At 33.6% G+C, this 23,814-nt stretch carries 21 protein-coding genes; 8 read left to right on the top strand and 13 right to left on the bottom strand.

Annotated elements, in window-relative coordinates; translation table 11 throughout:
• Positions 1–75: 75 nt before the first annotated feature.
• The gene (locus JO950_RS13755) at positions 76–939 is read right to left on the bottom strand and encodes a PhzF family phenazine biosynthesis protein (protein WP_202703170.1); all 864 of its coding nucleotides are present in this window, start codon (positions 937–939) and stop codon (positions 76–78) included.
• A gap of 206 nt (positions 940–1,145) precedes the next feature.
• On the bottom strand, positions 1,146–4,160 hold the full coding sequence (locus JO950_RS13760) for a tetratricopeptide repeat protein (RefSeq protein ID WP_202703171.1): 3,015 nt from the start codon (positions 4,158–4,160) through the stop codon (positions 1,146–1,148).
• Between the two features lie 363 nt (positions 4,161–4,523).
• Here JO950_RS13760 and JO950_RS13765 point away from each other — a divergent pair, with 363 nt between their 5' ends.
• Both JO950_RS13765 and JO950_RS13770 read left to right on the top strand, forming a co-directional pair.
• Complete coding sequence (locus tag JO950_RS13765) at positions 4,524–5,207, top strand: cell division ATP-binding protein FtsE (RefSeq protein WP_202703172.1); 684 nt, start codon at positions 4,524–4,526, stop codon at positions 5,205–5,207.
• Entirely contained in the window at positions 5,207–6,070 is an 864-nt protein-coding gene (locus tag JO950_RS13770; protein ID WP_202703173.1) for a glycosyltransferase, read from the top strand. Before JO950_RS13765 ends, JO950_RS13770 begins: the two co-directional genes overlap by 1 nt.
• On the opposite strand, the gene JO950_RS13775 is transcribed toward JO950_RS13770, so the two are convergent.
• Genes JO950_RS13775 through JO950_RS13785 form a run of 3 tightly spaced genes read right to left on the bottom strand, consistent with a single transcriptional unit; the run spans position 6,063 to position 8,658 of the window.
• Positions 6,063–7,157, bottom strand: a complete 1,095-nt coding sequence (locus tag JO950_RS13775) for a glycosyltransferase family 4 protein (RefSeq protein ID WP_202703174.1) — start codon at positions 7,155–7,157, stop codon at positions 6,063–6,065. The two genes, JO950_RS13770 and JO950_RS13775, sit on opposite strands and share 8 nt — an antisense overlap.
• The gene (locus JO950_RS13780; RefSeq protein ID WP_202703175.1) at positions 7,154–7,546 is read right to left on the bottom strand and encodes an FdtA/QdtA family cupin domain-containing protein; all 393 of its coding nucleotides are present in this window, start codon (positions 7,544–7,546) and stop codon (positions 7,154–7,156) included. Before JO950_RS13780 ends, JO950_RS13775 begins: the two co-directional genes overlap by 4 nt.
• Positions 7,547–7,557: 11 nt before the next feature.
• On the bottom strand, positions 7,558–8,658 hold the full coding sequence (locus tag JO950_RS13785) for a glycosyltransferase (RefSeq protein WP_202703176.1): 1,101 nt from the start codon (positions 8,656–8,658) through the stop codon (positions 7,558–7,560).
• Between the two features lie 48 nt (positions 8,659–8,706).
• On the opposite strand from JO950_RS13785, the gene JO950_RS13790 reads away from it, so the two are divergent.
• The gene (locus JO950_RS13790) at positions 8,707–9,612 is read left to right on the top strand and encodes a glycosyltransferase (RefSeq protein WP_202703177.1); all 906 of its coding nucleotides are present in this window, start codon (positions 8,707–8,709) and stop codon (positions 9,610–9,612) included.
• On the opposite strand, the gene JO950_RS13795 is transcribed toward JO950_RS13790, so the two are convergent.
• The 8 genes from JO950_RS13795 to JO950_RS13830 all read right to left on the bottom strand — a co-directional run bounded on the left by JO950_RS13795 (position 9,609) and on the right by JO950_RS13830 (position 18,561).
• Positions 9,609–11,054, bottom strand: a complete 1,446-nt coding sequence (locus JO950_RS13795; protein ID WP_202703178.1) for a lipopolysaccharide biosynthesis protein — start codon at positions 11,052–11,054, stop codon at positions 9,609–9,611. The genes JO950_RS13790 and JO950_RS13795 overlap by 4 nt on opposite strands.
• A 26-nt stretch (positions 11,055–11,080) precedes the next feature.
• Positions 11,081–12,436 (bottom strand): bifunctional cytidylyltransferase/SDR family oxidoreductase, encoded by a 1,356-nt coding sequence (locus JO950_RS13800; protein ID WP_202703179.1) that lies wholly within the window; start codon positions 12,434–12,436, stop codon positions 11,081–11,083.
• 41 nt (positions 12,437–12,477) lie between these two features.
• Positions 12,478–13,791 (bottom strand): CDP-glycerol glycerophosphotransferase family protein, encoded by a 1,314-nt coding sequence (locus tag JO950_RS13805; protein ID WP_202703180.1) that lies wholly within the window; start codon positions 13,789–13,791, stop codon positions 12,478–12,480.
• A gap of 17 nt (positions 13,792–13,808) precedes the next feature.
• Complete coding sequence (locus tag JO950_RS13810) at positions 13,809–14,909, bottom strand: DegT/DnrJ/EryC1/StrS aminotransferase family protein (protein ID WP_202703181.1); 1,101 nt, start codon at positions 14,907–14,909, stop codon at positions 13,809–13,811.
• Positions 14,910–14,924: 15 nt separating this feature from the next.
• Positions 14,925–15,896, bottom strand: a complete 972-nt coding sequence (locus JO950_RS13815; protein ID WP_202703182.1) for a GNAT family N-acetyltransferase — start codon at positions 15,894–15,896, stop codon at positions 14,925–14,927.
• A gap of 173 nt (positions 15,897–16,069) precedes the next feature.
• Complete coding sequence (locus JO950_RS13820; protein ID WP_202703183.1) at positions 16,070–16,672, bottom strand: trimeric intracellular cation channel family protein; 603 nt, start codon at positions 16,670–16,672, stop codon at positions 16,070–16,072.
• A 91-nt stretch (positions 16,673–16,763) separates the two neighbouring features.
• A complete protein-coding gene (locus JO950_RS13825) occupies positions 16,764–17,627 on the bottom strand; it encodes a hypothetical protein (RefSeq protein WP_202703184.1) in 864 nt (287 codons plus the stop codon).
• 190 nt (positions 17,628–17,817) lie between these two features.
• A complete protein-coding gene (locus tag JO950_RS13830) occupies positions 17,818–18,561 on the bottom strand; it encodes an RDD family protein (protein WP_202703185.1) in 744 nt (247 codons plus the stop codon).
• A 20-nt stretch (positions 18,562–18,581) separates the two neighbouring features.
• On the opposite strand from JO950_RS13830, the gene JO950_RS13835 reads away from it, so the two are divergent.
• The 5 genes from JO950_RS13835 to JO950_RS13855 all read left to right on the top strand — a co-directional run bounded on the left by JO950_RS13835 (position 18,582) and on the right by JO950_RS13855 (position 23,722).
• The gene (locus JO950_RS13835) at positions 18,582–19,547 is read left to right on the top strand and encodes a stage II sporulation protein M (RefSeq protein ID WP_202703186.1); all 966 of its coding nucleotides are present in this window, start codon (positions 18,582–18,584) and stop codon (positions 19,545–19,547) included.
• Positions 19,547–20,494, top strand: coding sequence for a hypothetical protein (locus tag JO950_RS13840; RefSeq protein WP_202703187.1), 948 nt, complete (start codon positions 19,547–19,549; stop codon positions 20,492–20,494). Before JO950_RS13835 ends, JO950_RS13840 begins: the two co-directional genes overlap by 1 nt.
• Entirely contained in the window at positions 20,487–21,263 is a 777-nt protein-coding gene (locus tag JO950_RS13845; protein WP_202703188.1) for a DUF4129 domain-containing protein, read from the top strand. The genes JO950_RS13840 and JO950_RS13845 overlap by 8 nt, the downstream gene beginning before the upstream one ends.
• The gene (locus JO950_RS13850; protein WP_202703189.1) at positions 21,256–22,467 is read left to right on the top strand and encodes a DUF4350 domain-containing protein; all 1,212 of its coding nucleotides are present in this window, start codon (positions 21,256–21,258) and stop codon (positions 22,465–22,467) included. Before JO950_RS13845 ends, JO950_RS13850 begins: the two co-directional genes overlap by 8 nt.
• Before the next feature lie 244 nt (positions 22,468–22,711).
• Entirely contained in the window at positions 22,712–23,722 is a 1,011-nt protein-coding gene (locus tag JO950_RS13855; protein ID WP_202703190.1) for a MoxR family ATPase, read from the top strand.
• The last annotated feature ends 92 nt before the right edge of the window (positions 23,723–23,814 follow it).

Below are 23,814 nucleotides of genomic sequence, written 5' to 3' on the forward strand. Positions count from 1 at the left end.
TACTCTTTACTCTTTACTCTTTACTCTTTACTCTTTACTCTTTACTCTTTACTCTTTACTCTTTACTCTTTACTCTTAAACTTCCCACTCTCCTTTTGCAACAAACTGAGCTTTCCCTCCTATTTTGATATCAAATTGATTTTCGGTCAATTTCCCTTTAAAATAAATTTGAGACGGACGATTGATATAATCTCCCTGATAATTGATCATTTCAAATTGCGGTAAATGATATTTTAAAAGAAAAGCCTGTAAACAAGTACTTGCGCTTCCGGTTGCTGCATCTTCAACCAATTGATTGTGCTCAATACACAACATTCTGCTAAACAATTTTGAGTCTTCCAGATAATAAAAATACAAGGCTCTGTGAGCTGTTTTACAGTTGTTTTTCATCCATTCATCTGCTTTATCTTTATCTAAAACCAAATTTTCCAATGCTCTTTTATTGCTCAGTCCAACCATCACAAAAGCACTTCCGGTCGTTACTTCCTGAATTGGGAATTGATTCTCGAAATCTTCTTTTTTCAGATTACTGAACAGGGTGAAGTCTTCCTTCGCATAAATATCCCAAAACTTAGGCTGTGCTGCTTTTAACCAAATTAGATCTTCAGACTGATGAATCGGAATTGCCCCAATAGGAACTTCTAATGTGATATTCTCTGGGGAATTATCAAATATTTTAATGATTAAAACCCACGAAGTTCCAATTATAGGATGTCCTGCAAACTGCATTTCATGAGCAGGGGTAAATATTCTGATCTCTGCTTTATTTTTTTCTCTGTCAAGCTTTGTTATAAAGGTGCTTTCTGCAAAATTAATCTCGCGTGCCATCTCCTGCATTTCTTCAGTACTTAGATTCTCCGCTTCCGTAAAAACGGCTAACTGATTTCCTGTATATTTTTTATCGGCAAAAACATCAACTATATAAAATGGTAAACTCATCTCTTTTTCTTTTTTTTATTTAGATGATAGAACCAAGACACAAGACTTCTATTCTTGCATCTTTACTCTTGCATCTATTCTCTATAATCTTTTATTCTTGTTTTTTTTTTAATAGATGCAAGAACAAAGAGAAAAGACTTCTCAGCAATCTTTCATCTTGCTTCTTGCCTCTTTTTTCTATCTTCTATCTTCTCTACTCTTTGTTCTTACTTATTAATTGAAGAATTCGTTTTTGCTTCCTCCAACTTAATCGCACTCAACTCCGTTTTAGCCTCTTCAACAACATCCGGATAATCGGTAAAATTGTTAATGACGTTGTCTAAAATATAAGTTGCCTGATAACTGTCTTTTAATCCGTAAAAATTCTTGGCCATTAGCACTAAACTTTTCGCTCCGTAATATTTGTAAGCCGAATAGTTTTTAGCCAGCTTTTGTACTGAAACATTTGAAGCCTCAAATTTTCCTTCTTTGGTTTTAAAATAAGCATCATAATACAAGGCTTCCGCTGCTAATTCTCCTTTCGAAGTTGCCGATAATTTAGCATAGGCCGTTTTGGCCTTGTCTTCGTTTCCTGTTTGCATTGCCGCGCGTGCCACGATAATTTGTGCATCGGCCTTTACATTTGCATCGGCTTTTGCATTTTGCAATACTTTATCAGCATACACTACAGAATTGTCGTAATCTTTTTTGTCGTAATAACATTTCATCAGATTGGCCTGTGCAAAGTTTTTATTCTGAGGAAAATCAGCTTCGTTTTCTAAACGAACTAAAACCGGAATCGATTGATCACAATCTTTTGCTTTAAGGAAAATCTGTGCGAGTCTGCTCAACGATTGCTCTGTAAATTCACTTCTTGGCTGATCAGTCACATACTGATAATTTGCCACTGATTTTGTTTCCGACCCTTCGGCAAAATACAATTGTGCTAAATAAAAGTTAGCTTCCAGCGCATGCATTCCTTTCGGAAATTTGCTCACATAACCTGTAAAACCAGTTATAGCTTGCTTACTGTTGTTCTGACTATATTGTTTGAAAGCCGCATCGTAAGTATCATTATCCAACTCAGCATCAGTAACCGCCACAAAATCTAAGGTACGTACCCAGGTCGCATATTCATCCACCTTTCCTGAGTCGACATAAATCAATCTGGCTGTCGAAACGGCTTCTAAAGCTTCGGGAGTTTTAGGAAACTCGGCTGCTACTTTTTTAAACTTCACCAAAGCCTGATCATCGCGATCTGAATTGTAATAAATCAATCCTTGTTTTAAAATGGCTTTCGAAGTAAACGAACCATTTTTAAATTCTGAAATCAACTGATCGTAGGTTTTAAGTGCCTGATCGTTCTTTTTCTCTGTTACATAGGTATTCCCCAATTCGTATAAAGCATCATCGCGATAAGACGACTTTTTATACGTTTGAAGAAAATGGCTCAACTCCTCGGCTTTTTTATCATTTTTGGACATAAATCCGTAAGAAATTGCCTTTTGAAACTGTGCATAATCGGCGTCAACACCTTTTGCTTCAATAGCTTTGGAGTACGCTTCATTTGCTGCACTGTACTTCGAACTCACAAATCGGCAATCGCCCAAACGCAAATACGAATCGTTTAAACGTACTTTATCTTCTTTCGAATTGTCAATTTGTGCCTGAAAAGAATTCCCTGCCTGATCGTATTCTTTTTGTTTAAAATAAGCATAACCAATATTATAATTGATGTTTTTATACTCATTAGTCGTTTTCGCTGCAGCCAACCCTGCAAATTGCTTGTAGCTTAGTAAAGCATTCTGAAAATCATCGGTCATATATTCCGTTTCGGCTTTCCAAAAAGTCGCACGCGCTGTAAATTCAGGAGTCTTTTGTTCGCTGACAGCATTTTTGAACATTTTCCCTGCTTCGGGATAATTAGATTCATTGTACAATTCTACACCTCGGTAAAAAAGTACTTTTTGATAAGCCGCTTTATTCTCTGCCGACCTGTTTTTTTCTAATAACGAAAGTGCTTCTTTGTAGTTTTTAGAAGAAATATAAGAATCAACCAATAATTTTTCTACCTCAGATCTGCTTGAATTATTTGGATATTTCTTTAAAAAATCAAGCAAAATTCCTGGTACCGTTTGATAGGCATTCCCAATTTCATAGCTCAGTTTTGCATAATTTAACGCTGCGTCTTCCTGAATTTGCGCATTGAAATCCATTTCAGAAGCATTTTTAAACGCATTTAAAGCTTCCTGCTTTTTATCTGTATTTAAATATGCTAAACCTAAATGATAATAGGCATTTTGAGCTACAAAATCTTTTCCTTCAATAATTTTATTGAATTGGGAAATTGCTTTTTCGTACTCTTTTTGTTCGTAATACGCATATCCCAATTGATAGAAATCGGTATTATTCCACTTTCCTTTTTTACCGGCATACTGCTCTAAAAACGGAATCGCTTTACCATATTGCTTTAAATTGAAATAGCTTTCTCCGATAATTTTGTTCAGTTCTGACTTTTCCAAATCATTCGATTTACTCATGGCTTTTTGCCCCAAATCGATTGCTTTTTGGAAACTCCCCAGCTTAAAATTCATGTCGGCCTGATAATACGAAAGCTTTTCTTTGTACTTTTCTTCGCCTGAAACTTCATCAAAATATTTCGTTGCTTCTTTATAATCATCACCTTCATACGCCATAAATCCCAAGTAATATTTGGCCTGAGAACCAAAATCGGGAGAATTTACCACTTTGTTAAAATAAGTAGTTGCTTCCTTTTTCTTTTTAGCACTGAAATAACTATATCCTTTTTGAAAATTAAATTTATCCGAGTCTGATTTGCTCATGTAACTTTCATCTACTTTATCAAACCATTGCAACGCTTTCGGGTAATTTCCCTGCTCAAAAAAATACTGAGCCACTTCAATATACGCCTGATTTTGTTTTGTACTTGTCGGATAATCGTGTACAAATTTCTCCATCAGCGCATCGGCATTTACTTTATTTGTTCGAATGGCGCAATTGGCGATATAATAAGCACAATCGGATTGGACTTCCTCAGTGGTTGCATTATTTTTTACATATTCGAAAATAAGTTGGGCCGAAGCATATTGTTTGTCATTGTACAAGGCCAGTGCTTTGTCAAAATCCTTTAAGTCGTAAGTATAAATAGCTGATTTTTGTGCCGAAACTATGGTTGAGAAAAGGATAATTGGGAGTAAAAAGAACCAGGGAAGTTTACGCATTTTAATTATATTTAGTATTCAAATGTATCATTTTATACCGTTTATAACGAAACGTTCCTTGACTTTATTATGAATAAATATTTTAATCGTAATTATTAAACCGTATAGTAAACGCCAAAAGATTGGTTCTCAAACTTTACAGAAATATTTTTCTATTTTACAATTAAAATAACAATTCTGTTATGTTTGACACAGATTTCACCCCTCCTCACAGATTGAAAAATTAACTTTAGCAGAAGGAATAAAATCATTCTAATTCTTTAATCTGTGGCCGTTTTTTTGAAATTCCTCACAGAATTGATTAAAATTTATTTTGAATCCAAGCGTTATCTTATTACTTTTACCATTCAAATTAATTTTATTATGTCGCAAACCGTACTGTCTCTTAAAGAAGTCACTATATATCAGGAAGGAAAGAAAATTTTATCTCACATTAATTTAGATGTTCAGCATGGTGAATTTATCTATATAATTGGAAAAACAGGTTCCGGAAAGAGTAGTTTCATGAAAACACTTTATGGTGATTTACCTTTAACTGAGGGTGAAGGACATATCGTTGAATTTGATTTGGCGACTTTAAAAGAAAGCGAAATCCCTTATTTAAGACGTAAAATTGGAATTGTGTTTCAGGATTTTAAGTTACTTCCGGACCGTTCCGTAAAAGACAATATGCTTTTTGTTTTAAAAGCCACCGGCTGGTCTGAAAAAGAAGCCATGGAGCATAAAATCGATGAAGTTCTGGATAAGGTAGGCATGAAAGAATTCGTAAACAAAATGCCACATCAACTTTCAGGCGGTGAGCAACAGCGTGTTGCCATTGCAAGAGCACTGTTAAACGATCCTGAATTTATCTTAGCCGATGAGCCAACCGGAAATCTTGATCCGCAAACCAGCTCAGAGGTTCTTGAAGTACTTAAAAAAATCAATGCCAACGGTAAAACAGTGATCATGGTAACCCACGATTATGCTTTACTAATGAAATTCCCGTCTAAAACCCTAAAATGTGAAGACGAAAGAATTTTTGAAGTGGTGCAACGCAGCGTGTAATGCTCTCTATTTTAATTCCGGTTTTTAATTATGATGTTTTGCCACTTGTTAAAGAAGTTGCAAAACAATGTAATGCTATTGGAATTCATTTTGAAGTTCTTTGCCAGGACGACGATTCAAATTCTCACGAAAATACGCTAAATGCAGAAATCAATCTTTTGCCTAATTGTTCCTTTTTTAAAAATGAAACTAATTTAGGAAGAGGCAAAAACATCAATTCACTGGCTCAAAAATCCATATACAACTGGTTGCTTATTTTAGACTGTGATACCTTTCCTGCTCAGAATAATTTTATAAAAAAGTACATCGATGTTATTTCTGATTCGGGAAATAATATTCTGTTTGGCGGAATCATTTATGAGAACAATGAACCTCCAAAGGAGCAATTTCTTCGCTGGTTTTATGGTAATAAAAGAGAGACTCTTTCTCTTCTCACTTCAAATCTGGTAATTAAAAAAGATATTTTTGTTCGGTTTCCTTTTGACGAATCCATCACCAGATACGGTTATGAAGATTTGTGTTTCTTTTCTGTTTTAAAAGCAAATCATTTTAAAATTCTTCGGATAGTAAATCCAACTTTTCATTTGAATTTAGAAACTTCAAAAGTGTTTTTAAACAAAACCAAAATAGCTTTAGAAAATCTTGTTTTTCTTTATGATTCAGATAAAATACTAAAAAAAGAGAGTAAAATTATAACTTCTTTTGAATCTCTGAGAAGACTCAAATTAACACAATTTTCGGCTTTTCTTTTTGTAAAAAATCAAATCAGAATCGAGCGAAATTTGTTGTCGCAGAAACCTTCTTTATTTTTGTTTGACCTGTATAAATTGGGCTATTTTTGTAGCTTAAAAAAAACTAATTAGCCACTAAAGTGTCTAGAAAAAATCTCCATTGTTCCATTATTTTATCCAGGGCATAATTCTCAGATGTTTGCTTAGCTTCTTCACCAAATTTCAATCTTACCTCCTCATTTTCAATCAAAAAAGAGAGTTTTTCAACATATTTTTCTATGTTGTCATCCGGAATTAAAAAACCATTTTTAGCATTGGTAATAATAGATCCCGGGCCAATTGGACAATCGTAAGCAACGCAAGGTAAGCCTAAAGCCATTGCTTCCAGCAAAACCATTGGAAACCCTTCTGTTCTTGAGGTCATAGCAAAAACAGAGGCTCTACAATACCCTTCTTCAATATTTTCAACAAAAGGCATATAATTGATCCCCGATTCTATATTCAATTGTATGGCTTCTTTTTTCAAAGCATCAATACCATCTGTATAAATATCCAGTACCCAATCCGGATGTTTTTGAATAATTTCTTTCCAGATTAATAACAATCGATCCAATCCTTTTTCAAAAGAATTTCGACCAATTGCAATTACCTTTTTATGCTGTAAATTAGAGACTCTATTACTTTCTATCCATGAAGGGTTTGAGATTACAACACCATTTTCAACATTCCATTCTTTTAAACTTTCTTCAGATAAAGCTACTATTTTAGTAAACTTTCGAGCGCTAAAATCTTTAAATTGATATTTTATTCTCCGAATTGATTGTGAAGTCAAACCTCTTTTCAGATCTTTTTCTTCAATAAATTTAGAACCATGACATTCAAATACAATTGGTACTTTAGTTTTGGTAACAAAAGGAAAGATAAATGCTTTTAAACCATTATCAGCAATCAAAATAACATCAGGTTTAATTTCGCTAACCTTTTGATTTATATGCTTTTGAAAAGAATTGAAAAACTTAAAAATATTGCCTTTCAAAATTATATTATGAAAGACAATTTCAGTATTAAAAGTATAAAAAGGCGAACCAGTCTCTTCATTTTGAGATAAAATATGAACTTCATAACCAAAATACTCCACAAAATAATTCGCTTTGATAGCCAAAACTCTGGCAACTCCGCCCGGTTTTTTTATTTTTGGGACAATATAAAGTAACCTCATTTTTTTGAATTCAAAAAAACATCAAAATCTCGAATATAATCTGATTCATCAAAAACGTCAGAAGCCAAAACCAAGCAAACAGCGCCGGAAGAAAAGTTTTCCAGCTCGCGCCAGACATTATTTTCAATCAATAATCCTTTATCTGGCTTATTAAGAAATACTTTTTTTTCTGAACTACCATCTTTCAATATAACAGTAAAACTACCTGAAATTGCAATTATAATTTGTCTCAGCTTTTTATGTGAATGACCTCCGCGTATGGAGGAAGAAGGTATATCATATAGATAATAAACTCTCTGAATTTCAAACGGAACAAATCCTTTTTCTAATACAGCAATATTCCCCAAGCTGTTTTCTATCTTTGGAATATCAATAATTTCTACATTCATCTTAATACAATTTAACCATTTGAAATCATCAATTTAATCCATTTTTCACCTATTCTTTCTAATGAAAAATCAAGAATACTTTTTAAACTACTTTCCTTACATTTTTTATACAAAACTTCATCTGATACAAATAAATTTAGTGCTTCAGTAAATTTTATCCAATTTTGATTTTCAACTAAAATACCGTTTTCAAGATTAATAATCAAATCTCTTGGTCCAAAATCGCAATCAAAAGAAATCACTGGTGTTCTACAGGCTAAAGCTTCTAAAATAACATTCGGAAATCCTTCATTTTTGCTACTTAAAACTAAAAATTTTGCCTTACTTACATACTTAAAAGGATTATTCTGATATCCCAAAAGATGTACAAAATCACCAATATTACTCTCGAAAATTGCTTTTTTTAATTTCGATTCATCTCCATTTCCAACAATTGCCAAATGAATTTTCTTTTCTCGTAAATTCGATTTTGCATAACTTGAAATCAGTTTGTCAAATTGTTTTACTTCGTTTTCATATTGCCCAACAGCTATAATAAAATCAAAATCAAAATCTATTTCCTCATTTTGTTTTTGAAGAATCTCGTCTAAATAAATAAGATTCGGGATCATTACAACATTTTTTAACTTATGTTTTGTTTGAATCAAAATCTTCATTTCATTTGTAATTGCCACATTCGCATAACAATGATTGTACATCAACCTTGTTAACCATGAATTATTAGGCATATAATGGTCGATCAAAGAACTATGAACAGTAAAAATGGTCTTGGTATTGTAAATAAGCCTTGCTAAAATAAGTTCTTGCACTACTTTAGTTCGAAAGCGAAAATCGATAATAAAATCAAATTTATTTTCTTGCAAATACTTTCGTAAAGCCAATAATCTTTTAGCTTTATTAAAAAATCCATTTTTTTTATTTTTTAGCAATCCTAAATTAACCAATTTACCAGAATATGGAAAAGTAACTTCATCTAAAACTATAATAACATCAACCTCAAAACCTTGTCTTTCAAAAAAAATAGACAAATTTGCCATCACTTTATCGCTTCCGCCACCCGCTAAGCGGTAACCAATTAAAGCGATTTTATTTTTTTTGTTAGGCACTATCATTATCGATTTCTTATTTTCGTATCAAATATATAACTCTTTAAAAACAATATGCAAAATAAATCATTGGTAACCGTTATTTGCTTATGTTATAATCATGAAAAATTCGTGATTGAGAGTTTATGTTCCGTTATTAGTCAGGATTATGGTATTGTTGAATTAATAATAGTAGACGATTGTAGTACGGATAACTCCGAAAATATAATTAAAGAATGGCTTGTAAATTATCCTCAGGTAACATTCATTGTCAATGAAACGAATTTAGGAAATACTAAGTCTTTTAATAAGGCATTAAAACTAGCACAAGGCAATTATATTATTGATCTGGCTGCCGATGACGTTTTATTACCAAACTGTGTTTCCTTACAAATAAAGACTTTTAAAGAAAGTGCTTATAAAAATCTTGGAATTGTTTACGGAAATGCTGAATTGATTACTGAAAAAGGAGAATTTGACTCTTACTACTTCCCTGTAGATGATAACCGTAAAACAATTATAAAAAAGCAAACCGGAGATATTTATTTAAACGTACTTTCGGGTAGAGACAGCATTTGTTCCGTCTCTTCAATGGCAAAAAAAGCAGTTTATGATTCCTTAAACGGTTATGATGAAAAACTATCCTATGAAGATTTAGATTTTTGGATCAGAGCATCACGGATTTATGAATTTGATTTTATTGATGAAATTTTGATAAAAAAGAGGATTTCAGAAAATTCATTAACTTCAAGTTTTTACGACAATAAAAAATTAGGATTTAAAAAAATAAACCTATCTACTTATCTGATCCTAAAAAAAGCGATCCAGCTAAATCGAACAAAAGAAGAAGATCTCGCCATTCAAAAAAGAGTACATCATGAAATTGTACATACTTTCCAAATCAGAGATTATGGTTTATTTTTAAAAAATATCGGCCTACGTTTTCGATTATTTTGGAGAGCTTACTTCAAAAAGTATTAGTTTTTCTTCAACTTTAAAAGTACTTTCCAAGCTTCTTTGGGTTCCTCTAATTTCAGTAACCAACAAATAAACAAATAAGTTATCGTTCCAAGTATAGCACCTAAGAATAATTGCACTATTAGATTATCCACAAAGGAGGTTATGGCAAATACCAAAATTGCCATTCCAACTGTTGCAGCAAAAACAGGCAGCATATCTTTCAATTGAGCTATTACCCCATAACCATATAACTTCCCCGGGAGATATGCATTTATAACAAAAGCTATTGCTGATGTAACAACATGACCGATTATAATGGCTTTTAGCCCTAACGGAATTGTGATTATCATAGCAAGCACAGTTAAAGGTAATTTCGACAAATCAACTTTTAAGTACAAATCTGATCTGCCAATTGCATTTAACAAACTCATATTAATCACACTCATAGGAAGAAAAACACGGGAAAAAACCATCCATTGTAAAAACGGAATCAGGAAAATCCATTTTTCGGTAAATAATAATATGACTATAGGTTTTGCCAGCAAAGCAATAAGCGTCATAAGCGGGATAATTAAAAAAGCTGACATACGAATCATTCGGCTATAAATAGAAACTAATTTCTCTTTATCATGCTGAACAACGGTTAAAACTGGAAATGTAGCCTGCTGTATAATACTCACTATTGTTCCCCCTGATAGATCAGCAAAACTCTTAGCCCTTGTGTAATAACCGAGTGAAGCCGTGGGATAAAATCTACCTAAACAAATATTATAAACGTTATTTAATAACTGCGCATATAATCCTGAAATCAGAATTTTTGATCCGTAACCAAATAAAGAGCGAAAAGATTTTTTCGAAAATGAAAGTAATGGACTCCAACTGCTTAAAAACCATAGTGAAACTGTTGTCGTTAAAGACCATACTAAACTTTGAACAACCAATGACCAAACTCCATAACCCTTTATTGCTGATAGTACACCGCATAATCCACCCAAGATTACAGACAGCACATTGCTCTTAGCAATAGATTTAAAATCCATTGCTATTGTTAATTTACTTTTTTGAACTATTGCAAAAGCATTTATAAACAAACTTAAACCTAATACTCGTACTAAATCTGTTAGTTGTGGCTGATTAAAAAAAGTTGAAATATAAGGTGCGGAAAAAAACAATACCAGATAAAAAAAGCTGCTAACCCATAAATTAAACACAAATACGGTAGAAAAATCAATTTCTGTTCTATTTTGTCTTTGGATTAAACATACTCCCAAACCGCTTTCAATAAAGGTCTGTGACAAAGCCATAAAAATGGCTAACATTCCTATTAACCCAAAATCTTCCGGCAGCAAAATGCGGGCAAGCACTACGCTCACAATAAATTGTCCAATTTGAACAGCGAATTTATCAATAGCAGACCAAAAAACTCCTTTTGTTGCTATTGATTTTAGAGAAGTGTTATGCATTTAAGAAAGGTTAATTTTTTACTTCTTTACAATCGTACATCTATCACTTGCCCTGTATAATTAGATAATAAAGTCTGAATGCATCTTAAAGCAACAGTTTCTGGTTTTAATAAAGTATTTTGTAATTCACTTCCAAAATTCTTTATTCGCATTGGTGTCTCTGTTCGTTCCGGATTCATACAATTTACTTTAATACCTAATGTTTCCCATTCTTGTGAAATTGCCTGCACAAAATTAACAATTGCAGCTTTACCAGAAGAATAAATACTGTAAAACGCCCTACCCCTGGTATAGGAGCTTGAAGTAAAAAATAAAATATGCCCTTTTGATTGTTTTAGATATGGTAAGGAAGCTAATGCAATATTAACCATTCCAAGATAATTAACATTTACCGAATTCAGAATATTTTGATAATTCATCGTCTCTAAAGGTTCCTTATATAATATGCCTGCGGTATTGACAATGTAATCAATCTTATGCTCTGTTTGAAATACTTTTTCTAATACCTCCTTAACAGCTTCCATATTAGAGACATCTACATTATTCTCGCTACGGGAAAAATTATAAACACGTATCCCGTTCTGCTTTCCTAAATCTACAATACTTTTCCCAATACCATAAGTTCCCCCAAAAACAACCATAACTTTATCTGCTAGGGATTCTAAGGATAATTCAATATTTTGAATTTCAACAGAGCGCAGTTGAAACAATTTATCTAACAAATAAGTGTCTTCCGGATAAGTAAGTTTCATGTTAACCTCTTCACCATCTACTACAAAAATACTTTCTTCAGGCAAATACTTTTTAACTACCCCACAGTCATCAGTAGCTTTAAAATTTTTATCTTTCATCGCTAACTCGTAGGCTTTTGCGATTACTGCTTGTTTAAAACCTTGTGGAGTTTGTCCTCGACGCATTTTTACACGCTCAGGGATAGCTGTTATAATCTGATTTTGAACCTCAATAATTGTATCTGCCGAGTGAATAGCAACATCAACAGCCTTGTAATTATCCATCGCCCCTACAACCTCACTGATAATTCTTTGACTTACTAAAGGACGCGCAGCATCATGAAAGATTAGATTGGCATCTTCTAAATCTGCATAAGCATTCACTGCTGCAAGACTGGAATGGTATCGCTCCTTACCACCAATTAGAACCCGTTTGACTTTCTTCCATTCGTTTTTAATAATCATATCCTCTATCATAAATAAATAATGATTATTAATAACAATTGCAATTTCATCAACTAATTCATTTCTTTCAAATGCATCTACAGTATGTTCTATAACCATTTTTCCGGCAACTTTAAAAAATTGCTTAGGCAAAGATTTTTCCAGCCTAATTCCTGTTCCACCAGCTAAAATAACAGCTATATTCATCTATTCTTTTATTTTTATAAAATTTAGTTATTTCAAAAAAATCATTCAAAAATTTGAGTTTCTAAATAATTCATTATGTTTTGTGATGCACTTAAGTTATTGTTCTGAATTAGATTATTTTCAACAAAATTATTACGCGCTTCTTTCATCCAATCATTTTCATTCAACAACACATTTTCAATAAAATCAATCAATTCTTTTTTATTTCTGGACTGATAATGCACTGCCACAGTTTTTTCTCCAAATTCGCTCCATTCTCTCATGACCGACTCGTTTCTTACCATAAAAAGAGATGGTTTCTCTGTAATAAGATATTCGGCCATAAAGGAGCCGCAATCATGAATCAAAGCATCTGACGTTAAAAACAGATCAGTATATTCAGAATTTTCAAATTGGCCATTCTCTAAATCCATCCATTTATTGTAATAGGCATCTGTTTTATTTTTACCCCAATTCGGATCATTTTCTAGTTTAATTCTTAGTAGCGGGTGAGGTTTAAAAGCAATTTGCAATTGATTCTTATACACAATAGCCAGTTCCAAAAAAACATCACAATACTCTAAAAAATTTGATACTTTATTAAGTTCATTCATCGAATGATGTGGAGCCCATATTACTCTTTTTAAAGTTTCATCATTATTTTTCCACACATTACTATTAGGTTTCTTGCTTGTTAAAAGCTGATCAAATCCCGGATAACCTGTTACAACATTGTTCTTTCCTTTATTTTTTTGTTTCTGAAATGCAATATTCTTATGGATAGGGGTTTCTGAAAAAATCCTCCAAACAAGATTATGAAAGTTTAAATTGTAAAAAGCATCATAGTTCGTCGTCATTATAGCATAAGGAACATAACAGGTTAAAGTATTCGAAAACTCCTTTATATAGTATCTATAATCTACTAAACCTTCGTAAGGATTAGTGTAAAAAACGATATCAGGTGAGAACGACTTTTTGATATCTAAATATTCTCCTTTAATATTATCAAAAGTTTTAACAACATCATATCCTCTACTTTTAAAGGCATTATAGGCTTTATCCATTTCAAAAAGCATATTTTCCTTACCAAAATTTACAACAGGACAAACAAATATTTGGGGCTCAAACCGAGAATGCGCGAGCATTAAATCGAATAACACATCATATTTCCAAACCGATTCATGAATTAGAAAAAAAGCAACTTTTACCTTTTCTTTTTTCCTGACAACTTCGAGTGCTTTTTCATGATTTCTAGGTGCCTTTTTGATTAAATATGATTCATAGGCGGTTCTTAGATTTGTAAAATTATAAAACTTAATGAGTAATATCCATATTCTCTCAGGAACGAATTTCTTAATAGTTAATTTTACAGTCATTTTCCTTTCAATTAAATTTAATATCTATTTAAAACCTCAACAATAAAATCAACCTCAGCATCTGTCAAAACAGGACTAATTGGTAAACTCAAAACTTCCTGATGAATCTTTTCTGTAACAGGTAATGACAAATTACTCCATTCCAAAAGTGCCTTTTGCTGATGTGGTGGAATTGGATAATGGATTATGGTCTGTATGTTATTTTGGGATAAGTAGACCTGCAGCCCTTCACGATCTGAAGTTCGTATCACAAACAAATGAAAAACATGGTTATTTGAAAAATCCCAAAACGGAAGTACTATTTTTTCATTTTTTATTTCTGCCAAATATCGTTCAGCTATTTTGCGTCGTCTCTCATTATCGGCATCTAAATGAGGTAATTTCAAACTTAAAAAAGCGGCCTGAAGTTCATCTAATCTCGAATTTACTCCAATATAATCATTGTAATATTTCACCTCAGATCCATAATTACGAAGCGAAAAAAGCACTTTAGCCAACTCTGTATCATTTGTCGTAATGGCACCACCATCGCCTAAAGCACCAAGGTTCTTTCCGGGATAAAAACTGTAAGCTGATGCGAAGGATAAATTATTAATTGTTGATTGTTGATTTTTAATTGCACCATGCGATTGGGCTGCATCTTCAACTATTAATAAATTATTCCGATTTGCAATTTCATTTATTTGGTCCATTTCAGCCAATTGTCCGTAAAGATGAACGGCTAAGATGGCTTTGGTTTTCGGACTGATTTTTTCCTCGATTAAATCGGGATTGATATTGTACGTTTCTAATCTTGGTTCCACTAAAATGGGAACCAAATCTGCCTGCAATACAGCCAAAATACTAGCAATATAAGTATTGGCAGGAACTATTACTTCATCTCCTTTTTGCAGTTTTCCTAAAGCTATATATCCCTTAAAAATCAACGTTAATGCATCTAAACCGTTTCCTGTTCCGATACAGTAATCTGTTTTACAATATTTTGCAAAAGCAGTTTCAAATGTTTCCACTTCTTTCCCTAAAATGTACCAGCCACTCTCTAAAACTGTTTTCAGTTTTTCCTGAAATGCGGTTTCATAAGGTTTGTTTATTTTCTTCAGGTCCAGAAATGATATCATTTTCTTTTTTTCTATTTAAACAAAAATACCATTTAACTTCTTATAATTTGCAGTTTCCAATTCGTAGAAATCATGAACTATGGTGCCTGCTCCAAAACTTTCTTTCCAGTAAGACAAACCTTCATTCAGGTTCTTTCCCTGATTTTCATTCGAAATTCCAAAATCAAAAAATCGCTTTTGGACAAACCGCTCCTGAATCAGATAATGATACAAATAATCTAAGCTGCCTAAATCTCCCATTTCATTCTTCGAAATATACTGACAATGCACCGTTGTTTCCGTTTCAAAAATTGTAGTGCCGGCTACCATTTTATCTTCTAAATACACATTAAACTGGTGAATGTTTTGAGGAAAATGCTTCTGCAGATAAGACATTTCTTCTGCTGAATGTACCGGATTTGCTTTGTGTTTTTTATTCAAATTGGGAATTAAAACTTCATTCCAAAACAAACCAAAATCAGTTTCTTCTTTGATCATCAATTGATTCGAAACTCCTTTTTGAAAACCTCTTTTTCTAATCTTTGATACGACACTTTCCTGAGACAAATCAATTACCGAAAGTGAATCGCGACGTACCAGTTTCGCATCAGCCAAAAACAGCGCATACAAAATTTCTTCTGCAGGTTTTAGATGGTAAATAGAAGGAAGAGTTTTATAATGCAGTTTCAGAATCTCATTTTCACTCAAAAAGAACAAAACCGTCTGAAAAATTTCAATAACGTCAACTTGTTTTGTTTTTTCGCTATACACCAAACCTCCGTAGGTCAATCCCTGATGGGAGTAAACTGAATTTTCGACTTTGTTCGCCGGTAAAATTGCTTTTAACTTATCATTCTCAAAAACCAAAAGGGAGAAATCTTCAAACCGGTCTTCGTGGTATTCCATAAAATCACGGTGAAACAGAAATGTAGCATTTTTAGCCTGCGCCACAAATGCATTCCATATTTCGTAATCGTTTTTATGATAATTCCTTACGGTATATTTCATTCCGCTTTCTGTGGTAATTTTATGGTTCTCTTTTTGAGTTCTGTTGAAACAAACTTATAAAAAAGTTTGCCACGAATTCACGAATTTTATTTTTATTGTCTACCAAAAATTTAAATTCTGTTTGTGAATTCGCGGCTCTTAAATTTTCAGCACACTGCTATCGTTCAAAAATCTTACTTGTGTTCAAATGCCGGTAAATACCATTTGTACTTTACGGCTAATAAACGTGTAACAATCATTACGACAGAAGTCACTAAATACAATATATCGTCTTCTAAATTCAGTTTTTTAAGGATAAAAAATACGATTCCTCCAAAAATACAGATGGTGGCATAAATCTCTCTTCTAAAAATGGTTGGGATTTCGTTACACAAAATGTCCCGAATCACACCGCCAAAACAAGCCGTCATGGTTCCTAAGGCAATACAAATTGCAGGATGTAAACCAATCATAATCCCTTTTTCGAGTCCAATCAAGGTAAAAACCCCTAATCCGATGGTATCAAACAAGAATAGCGAAGTACGCAGTCTGTCGAACTTTTTTCTGAAAAGGATAGCAAATCCAAACCCCAGGATGATTACATATACATATTGCAAATCCAGCATCCATCCTACAGGTGTTCTGCCAATCAGCACATCACGAAGCGTTCCTCCACCAACAGCAGTCACAAAAGCAATGATAAAAACTCCAAACGGATCCAGCTTTTTATGCATCGCTGTCAAAGCGCCCGACATGGCAAAAGCCATGGTACCAATAAGATCTAATAAATGAAACATTTTTTACTTTTTAGCTGCAAAAGGCGCAGAGCCGCAAAGGTACAAAGCTTAAAGGTTTTTTTATTCTTTAGTGCCTCTTCTCTCTGATTATTTATTTTCTAACATAAATTGGACTTCTTTTTAACAGATAAGAAACAGAATCCATCCAGCTGTCTTTTATGTTTAAGAATGGCTTACGGGTTTGTGAATAGATTTTCGTTCCGTTTTTATACATGTCAAAATAAACCATGTAATTGTAGTAGGTTTGTGTACTTGACGTTGTAGTCGAAATATCGTTTGTTTTAAGCCTTTTATTGTTGTCACTCACTTTGGCATTTCCGCTGTTATACGTTGAGGCTACTGAACCTTCCGTTAGGGTATACGACACTTTTGTTGCGATAATATTGTCTACTCCTAAAATTCTTTGAAGATCTTCGATTGGGGTTTCATCGATATTTTTATAATCTATCCCTGCTTTGTGCAATAAACTGTTGGTTACTCTTAAATCCTGAACCGTTAACGGAAAAATATTCGACGATTTATCCAGTAATTTGTTGTACAAATCATTCTGAGCAAATTTTGCCATTTCTTCTGAACTTTCTAAAGTGCCTGAGTTTACATAAGGTACCGGCAGCACAGCAATGGTATTGGGTTTCATTTCAGCTGCAGCAACGGCCTGTACTGAATTAGCGGAACTCGAAGTATTTGATGCTGTTGCATTTACAGACACATCAAAAGTTTGAGAACGCCCGCTCGCAAAATCAATTCTGGCAATCTGAGATACGTCAAGTGAAATTTGCAGTGTTTCTCCCGGTAAAGAATATTCAACCGCTTTATCAGACATTTTTGCAATAGTACATTCAATAATCTGATAATCTCTTTTTATAATTTTATCCAGTTTTTTGCTTCCGGTCTGAGCAAAGCCAACAACCGATAATAATAACATTATAATTCCAAAAACCTTTGTAATTTTCATAATTTCTATAATTTAAATGATCCTACTCTTAAAGCTTTTCGGTAACGCCTTTCTAAAATCAATAAATGTCTCCATAGTACAACTAAAAAAATCAGCACTACGGCAAGTTGATTTTAGTATTAGTAAAACTACAAAAATTATGAACTTGATAAAATGACATTTATCATCCTTTTTTTCGCCCCTTTAAACACTACATATGCTGCGTATAAAAATTATAATCTTTGAGAATGACTCTCAGAAAGTCGCTATTATTGCCTGACTGATTTTTAATTCCGGTAACACTCTCAATTTTGGCAACCAGTTTATAAATGATTTCATGATCGTTTTTAGCAAGTGCACTTTGAAAAGTCTCTTTGATAATTCGCATATCATTGTCCGACAATTTAATTACCAAAGGATAAGTCGGAACATAAGCGTCTCCAATTTCCTCCAGAATAGTGTGGCTGATGTTGATTTTATTTTTTAATGTAATCACAGCTGTTCCGGCAACCATATCGCCCAATCGCTGTCCTTTTTGACTCGAAATTATGGATATCAGCCCCACGATTCCTCCAAGAATAGAAATATCCACTAATCTGAAAAACCATCGCATTAAATAATCTCCAAATCCCGCCTGATAACCGTCAATTTTTACCACTTTTATTTTTACTAATTTCTTACCAATCGTCTGTCCTTCAAAAATACTTTCTAAGGTTATGGTATAAATGATAAATGGAAAATACAGTAGTAAAAGTATAGACATTCTCGACCAGTTATCTAAGGTATTCAGTACTTTATCGAAATTTAGTCCGTAAAAAAATACCAGAGAAATTACGGTCACATAAGCCAGTTTAATAGCCAAATCAATGAAATAAGAACCTATTCTTTCCCCTATCGTTGCGGCGATAAAATTTATTTTGACATTTTGTGTCGTATTTATAGATAATTCTGACATATTTTATATTTTAGCCTGCAATGAGAGAAGTTGCCTTCATAAAACAAAATAAAGAAAAATGGCTGGAATTTGAGCTAGCTATTTTTGGTAAAGCTAAAAAAAATCCGGACGAGTTAGCTAATTTGTACATTCAAATGATGAATGACCTGTCGTATGCCCAAACGTATTATCCGAAGAGCAAAACCGTTATTTACCTCAATCATCTCGCTTCACAAATTTATCAGAAAATTTATAAAACAAAACGAACAGAAAAAAATAAGTTTCTGGAATTCTTTGTTACCGAAGTCCCCTTGCTGATGTACGAGTACAAACGCTATTTACTGTATGCATTTGTTTTGTTTTTTCTGACGGTGGGAATTGGTGTTGTTTCTGCCAGATACGACCAGGATTTTGTTCGTCTTATTCTGGGTGATTCTTATGTGAACATGACCTTAGAAAACATCAAAAAAGGAAACCCAATGGCTGTATACGGCTCCGGAAGTAACTGGGGAAGTTTTATCGGCATCACCATGAACAACCTTTATGTAGGCGCGAGATGTTACATTTACGGAATTTTCGGAGGTCTGGGTACTTTTTATATTTTCCTTCGAAACTGTATCATGCTGGGCTCTTTTCAGTACTTTTTTTACGAACAGGGCGTTTTCTGGAAAAGTGTCCGCGGTATCTGGATTCACTGTTCAATGGAAATCTTCGCCATTGTAATCGAAACTACAGCAGGCTTTATTTTGGGAGCTTCCATCTTGTTTCCTAAAACTTTCTCGAGAATGAATTCTTTTAAAATAGGCTTCAAAAATAGTTTCAAAATATTCCTGAGTACTTTTCCGTTTACCATCAGTGCGGGTTTTCTCGAAGGTTTTATCACACGTTATTCCATTGACATGCCCAATTGGCTAAGTAGTTTTATCATTTTACTTACTTTAGCTATAATTTCATTTTATTATTTGATTTATCCTTTTATTGTTCACAAAAAAACAACTTTATCCTAATGTTTGAACTTTACAAAAAACGACAGCTGGGCGATTATATCATCGATACTTTTTCCTTTTTTAAAACTTTTGGAAAACATTTTTTTAAGATCTTTTTCATCATCAACGGGGCCTTTCTCCTAATCGTAGGGGCTTTGGTCTTTTTCTTTTTAAAAAGTAATTTTCAGGCTGTATTTAATGATAGCTTAGACCAACCCGCTGACAATCTTGCTGGTTATTTTAACGATAATTTTGGGCTCTTAGCTGGCTTTGTTGCCCTCTTTTTTATTGCTGTAATTGCTTTGTCGCTTTTCAACTCGACTTACCCTATTCTGTATCTAAAACTGGTGGCGAAAAAGAACACCACTGATTTTAAAACAGAAGATATCACCACGATCTTCAGACAAAACATCTGGAAAATCATCAAATTTTGTATTGGACTTACGTTTCTTGTTGTTCCGGTGTTGTTAATCGTTATCATCATACTCTTCTTTTTATGCTTTCTAATTGTTGGGATTCCTCTTTTGCTAATTGCTATTCCCGCTTTATTTACCTGGGTAAACTTTAGTTTTTATGCTTATCTGACAGAAGATAAAAGTTTCTTTCAATCCTTAAATCATGCTTATCTTTTACTAAAAGAAGATTTCTGGACTTCCATCGGAGCTACTTTTTTAATCCTGATTATGATCCAGATGATTCAGGGATCGATCACCATGGTGTTCTATTTTGCCGGAATATTTATGGTCTTCCTTACCGCTATGGGAAGCTCTAATTATAATGCAGAAGCGATGAGTGATTCTCCGCTCTTGCTGCTATTTCTAACTCTGATTTTCATCCTCATCTTTACCCTGAGTAATATTTTCAACAACATGATCATGATCAATCAGGGAATTATGTACTATAGCCTGGGAGCAAAAGATAAAATTTCAAATCGCGACATTGATTTAATCGGAACCGATAATGAATAAAATCTTCCTATTCCTTTTATCTTTTTTTATTTTCTCCGGCATTATTCAGGCACAGGATACTTTGGCTACAGCCGAACCTCCCAAAATAACAGCTGTAAAATACACTGAAAAAGATATTCGGATAGATTCTGACACCATAGAAATTAAGACTTTCTCTAAAAATTTTAAAAAAAAATATACCGGCTCCAGCTTCGTTTATGAATTTAAAGCTCCTGAAAAAGGGCTATGGCAGCGTTTTAAGGAATGGCTGGCCAGTATTTTTAGCGATTGGTTCGATTTTGAAACTCCGCAAAGCTCTATTGATTTTGTTTCGGTTTTAATAAAAGTACTGGCCGTTCTCATCATCATTTTTGTTATTTATCTCATCGTAAAAGCTATCATTAATAAAGAGGGACAATGGATTTTTGGAAAAAACGCTAAGAAAAAAAATATTATCTATTCAGAAATCGAAAAGAACATTCATCTTTTAGATTTCGATAAACTGATTAAAGAAAGTATACAGTCCGGAGAAAAAAGAGCTGCCGTTAGATACTACTATCTATGGCTTCTGAAAGTAATGGCACAAAATCAGTACATCGAATGGGACATCGAAAAAACCAATTCTGATTATTTATACGAACTTCAAAAGCCTGCACACAAAGAAGAGTTTACCTATCTGTCTTATCTGTACAACTACATCTGGTACGGGGAGTTTGAGATTGATGAAATCACTTTCAGAAAAGCCGAAAACCGATTTAAGAATGCCTTAAAAACCTTTAGCAATGAATAAAACACTTAAAATTTACATTGCTGTACTGGTTCTTATTCTAGCTTTAATTCTGATTGCAGATCGCGAACGTCCAAAACCTATTGACTGGACTCCCACCTATTCTGTTAATGACAAAATTCCTTTTGGGCTCTATGTTTTTAACAACGAAATCAATGATTTTTTTAAAAATCATACCGTAGAACGAATTTCAGACCTGACTCCTTATGAGTATTTGACCTCAAAATATGACAATGACAGTCTGGTAGAAAATTACAAAATAAAAGGAACTTTTTTAAACATCTCCGAATCCAATACTATTGATGAAGAATCTGTAAACGAACTTCTTTACTTTGTATCGCGTGGAAACAATGCTTTTTTGAGCATGAAAGACTTTCCTCAATACCTCTTAGACAGTTTAAAAGTCGAAGTAAATGGGGATTATCTCAATTCAGGCAACACCACTGTTTGGCTGGCTAACTCCCAACTGAAGGACAAAAAATATAAGTTTGTACAGACATTAGAAAATTATTTTTCTAAAATTGATACCGCAAAAACCAGCGTTCTGGGTTATCAGCTTTCTTCGGTCAAGAAAGCAAAAAAGCACGTCAATTTTATAAAAATACCGTATTATCAGGGGCATTTTTACCTGCACACACAGCCTGTTGCTTTTACAAACTACAACTTACTAAAAGCAAATCATTATCAGTATACCGAGAACGTCTTATCCTGTTTGCCCGAGGGAGATATTTTTTGGTACACAAAAGGGCAAAACAGCGAACGCATTTCTGAATCGCCTCTACGATACATTTTAAGTCAGCCCGGTTTAAAATGGGCCTGGTATTTCTTTCTGTTTGGCATGCTGATTTTTATTATTTTTAATGCCAAGCGCAAACAGCGAATTGTTCCCATACTAAAACCTTTGCCCAATTTAACCGTTGATTTTACAAAGACTATCGGAAATTTATATTATCAGGAAGGCGATCACACTAATATCATTGATAAAAAGATCATTTACTTTTTAGAGAAAATCAGGAATGAATATTTAATCGATACCACGAAACTGGACGATCATTTTATTCAAAAATTGCATCATAAAACAGGTAAAAATGTAACGGATATTCAGGAGCTCGTATTTTTGATTAACGAACATCGAAAGAGTTACCACGGCAGTCTTGAAGAAGATCTGATTCGAATAAACAATGCCATAGAAAAGATTTTACATTAGCCCACGGTTGAAATTAATAAAAAATTGATTTAACACATAGAAACATAGATTTTTTAGGTATAGAAAGGAAGCAAAAAAAGAAATATATTTCTTTCACATAGAAGCAGATGTGTTTTTAAATAAAATGAAATGCCTTTTTTATAGACGCTGAACCTATGTTACTATGTGTTAAAATGAATTATCCCAAACAGGTTTATATTAGAAAAAAATACAATCGAATTCAAAAAAAGAAAAACTGACCATCATGGACGATATCAATACAACATCTGAAATCACAAATGAAAATGTGAATTTTGAAACCAGAATAAATTTAACTCCACTTTTAGATCACGTTAGCGCAATTAAAAAAGAACTTGAAACTGTAATTGTCGGACAGCACAAAATGGTCGATCAGCTTTTGGTGGCTATTTTATCCAACGGACACGTTTTACTGGAAGGAGTTCCGGGAGTTGCCAAAACCATTACAGCCAAACTATTGTCTAAAACCCTGAACATTGGCTTTAGCCGTATACAATTCACCCCGGATTTAATGCCATCGGATATCTTAGGAACTTCGATTTTTAATTTAAAAACCTCTGAATTTGAATTCAAACAAGGCCCAATTTTCTCCAATTTAATCTTAATCGACGAAATAAACCGTGCCCCTGCCAAAACACAGGCAGCACTTTTTGAAGTAATGGAAGAACGTCAGATTACCATTGACGGATCGGCCTATCAGTTAGAAACTCCATTTCTGGTAATTGCCACTCAAAACCCGATTGAGCAGGAAGGAACTTACCGTTTGCCGGAGGCACAATTGGATCGTTTTTTATTCAAAATCACCATCGATTATCCGAAACTTGAAGAAGAAATTTTAATTATCCAAAGAGAGCATTTACTACAAAATCACGGAAAATTAGAGGCTGTTAAAACGATACTTTCTGCTGCTGAAATAAAAGAATACCAGGCTTTGGTAAAACAAATCAGAGTCGAGCAAAATCTGTTGGAATACATTGCACGAATTGTAGTCAATACCCGTGAAAATGCATTCTTATATCTGGGAGCCTCCCCGCGTGCTTCAATTGCTATTTTGAATGCTGCCAAAGGTTTTGCTGCCATCCGCGGACGTGATTTTGTTACTCCCGAAGATATAAAAGATGCTGCCATTCCGGTTTTACAGCATCGTGTAATTGTAGCCCCTGAGCGCGAAATGGAAGGCATCACAAGTTCAGAAATCATCAGACAAATTATTGAGACTGTTGAAATTCCAAGGTAGTTTTCAGGCGCAATACACAGTCGCAGTACACAGTCGCAGTACACAGTCGCAGTACACAGTTGCAGTACACAGTCGCAGTACACAGTTGCAAT

Origin of the sequence: Flavobacterium sp. UGB4466 (genome assembly GCF_903469665.1) — a bacterium.
GTDB classification, from domain to species: domain Bacteria; phylum Bacteroidota; class Bacteroidia; order Flavobacteriales; family Flavobacteriaceae; genus Flavobacterium; species Flavobacterium lipolyticum.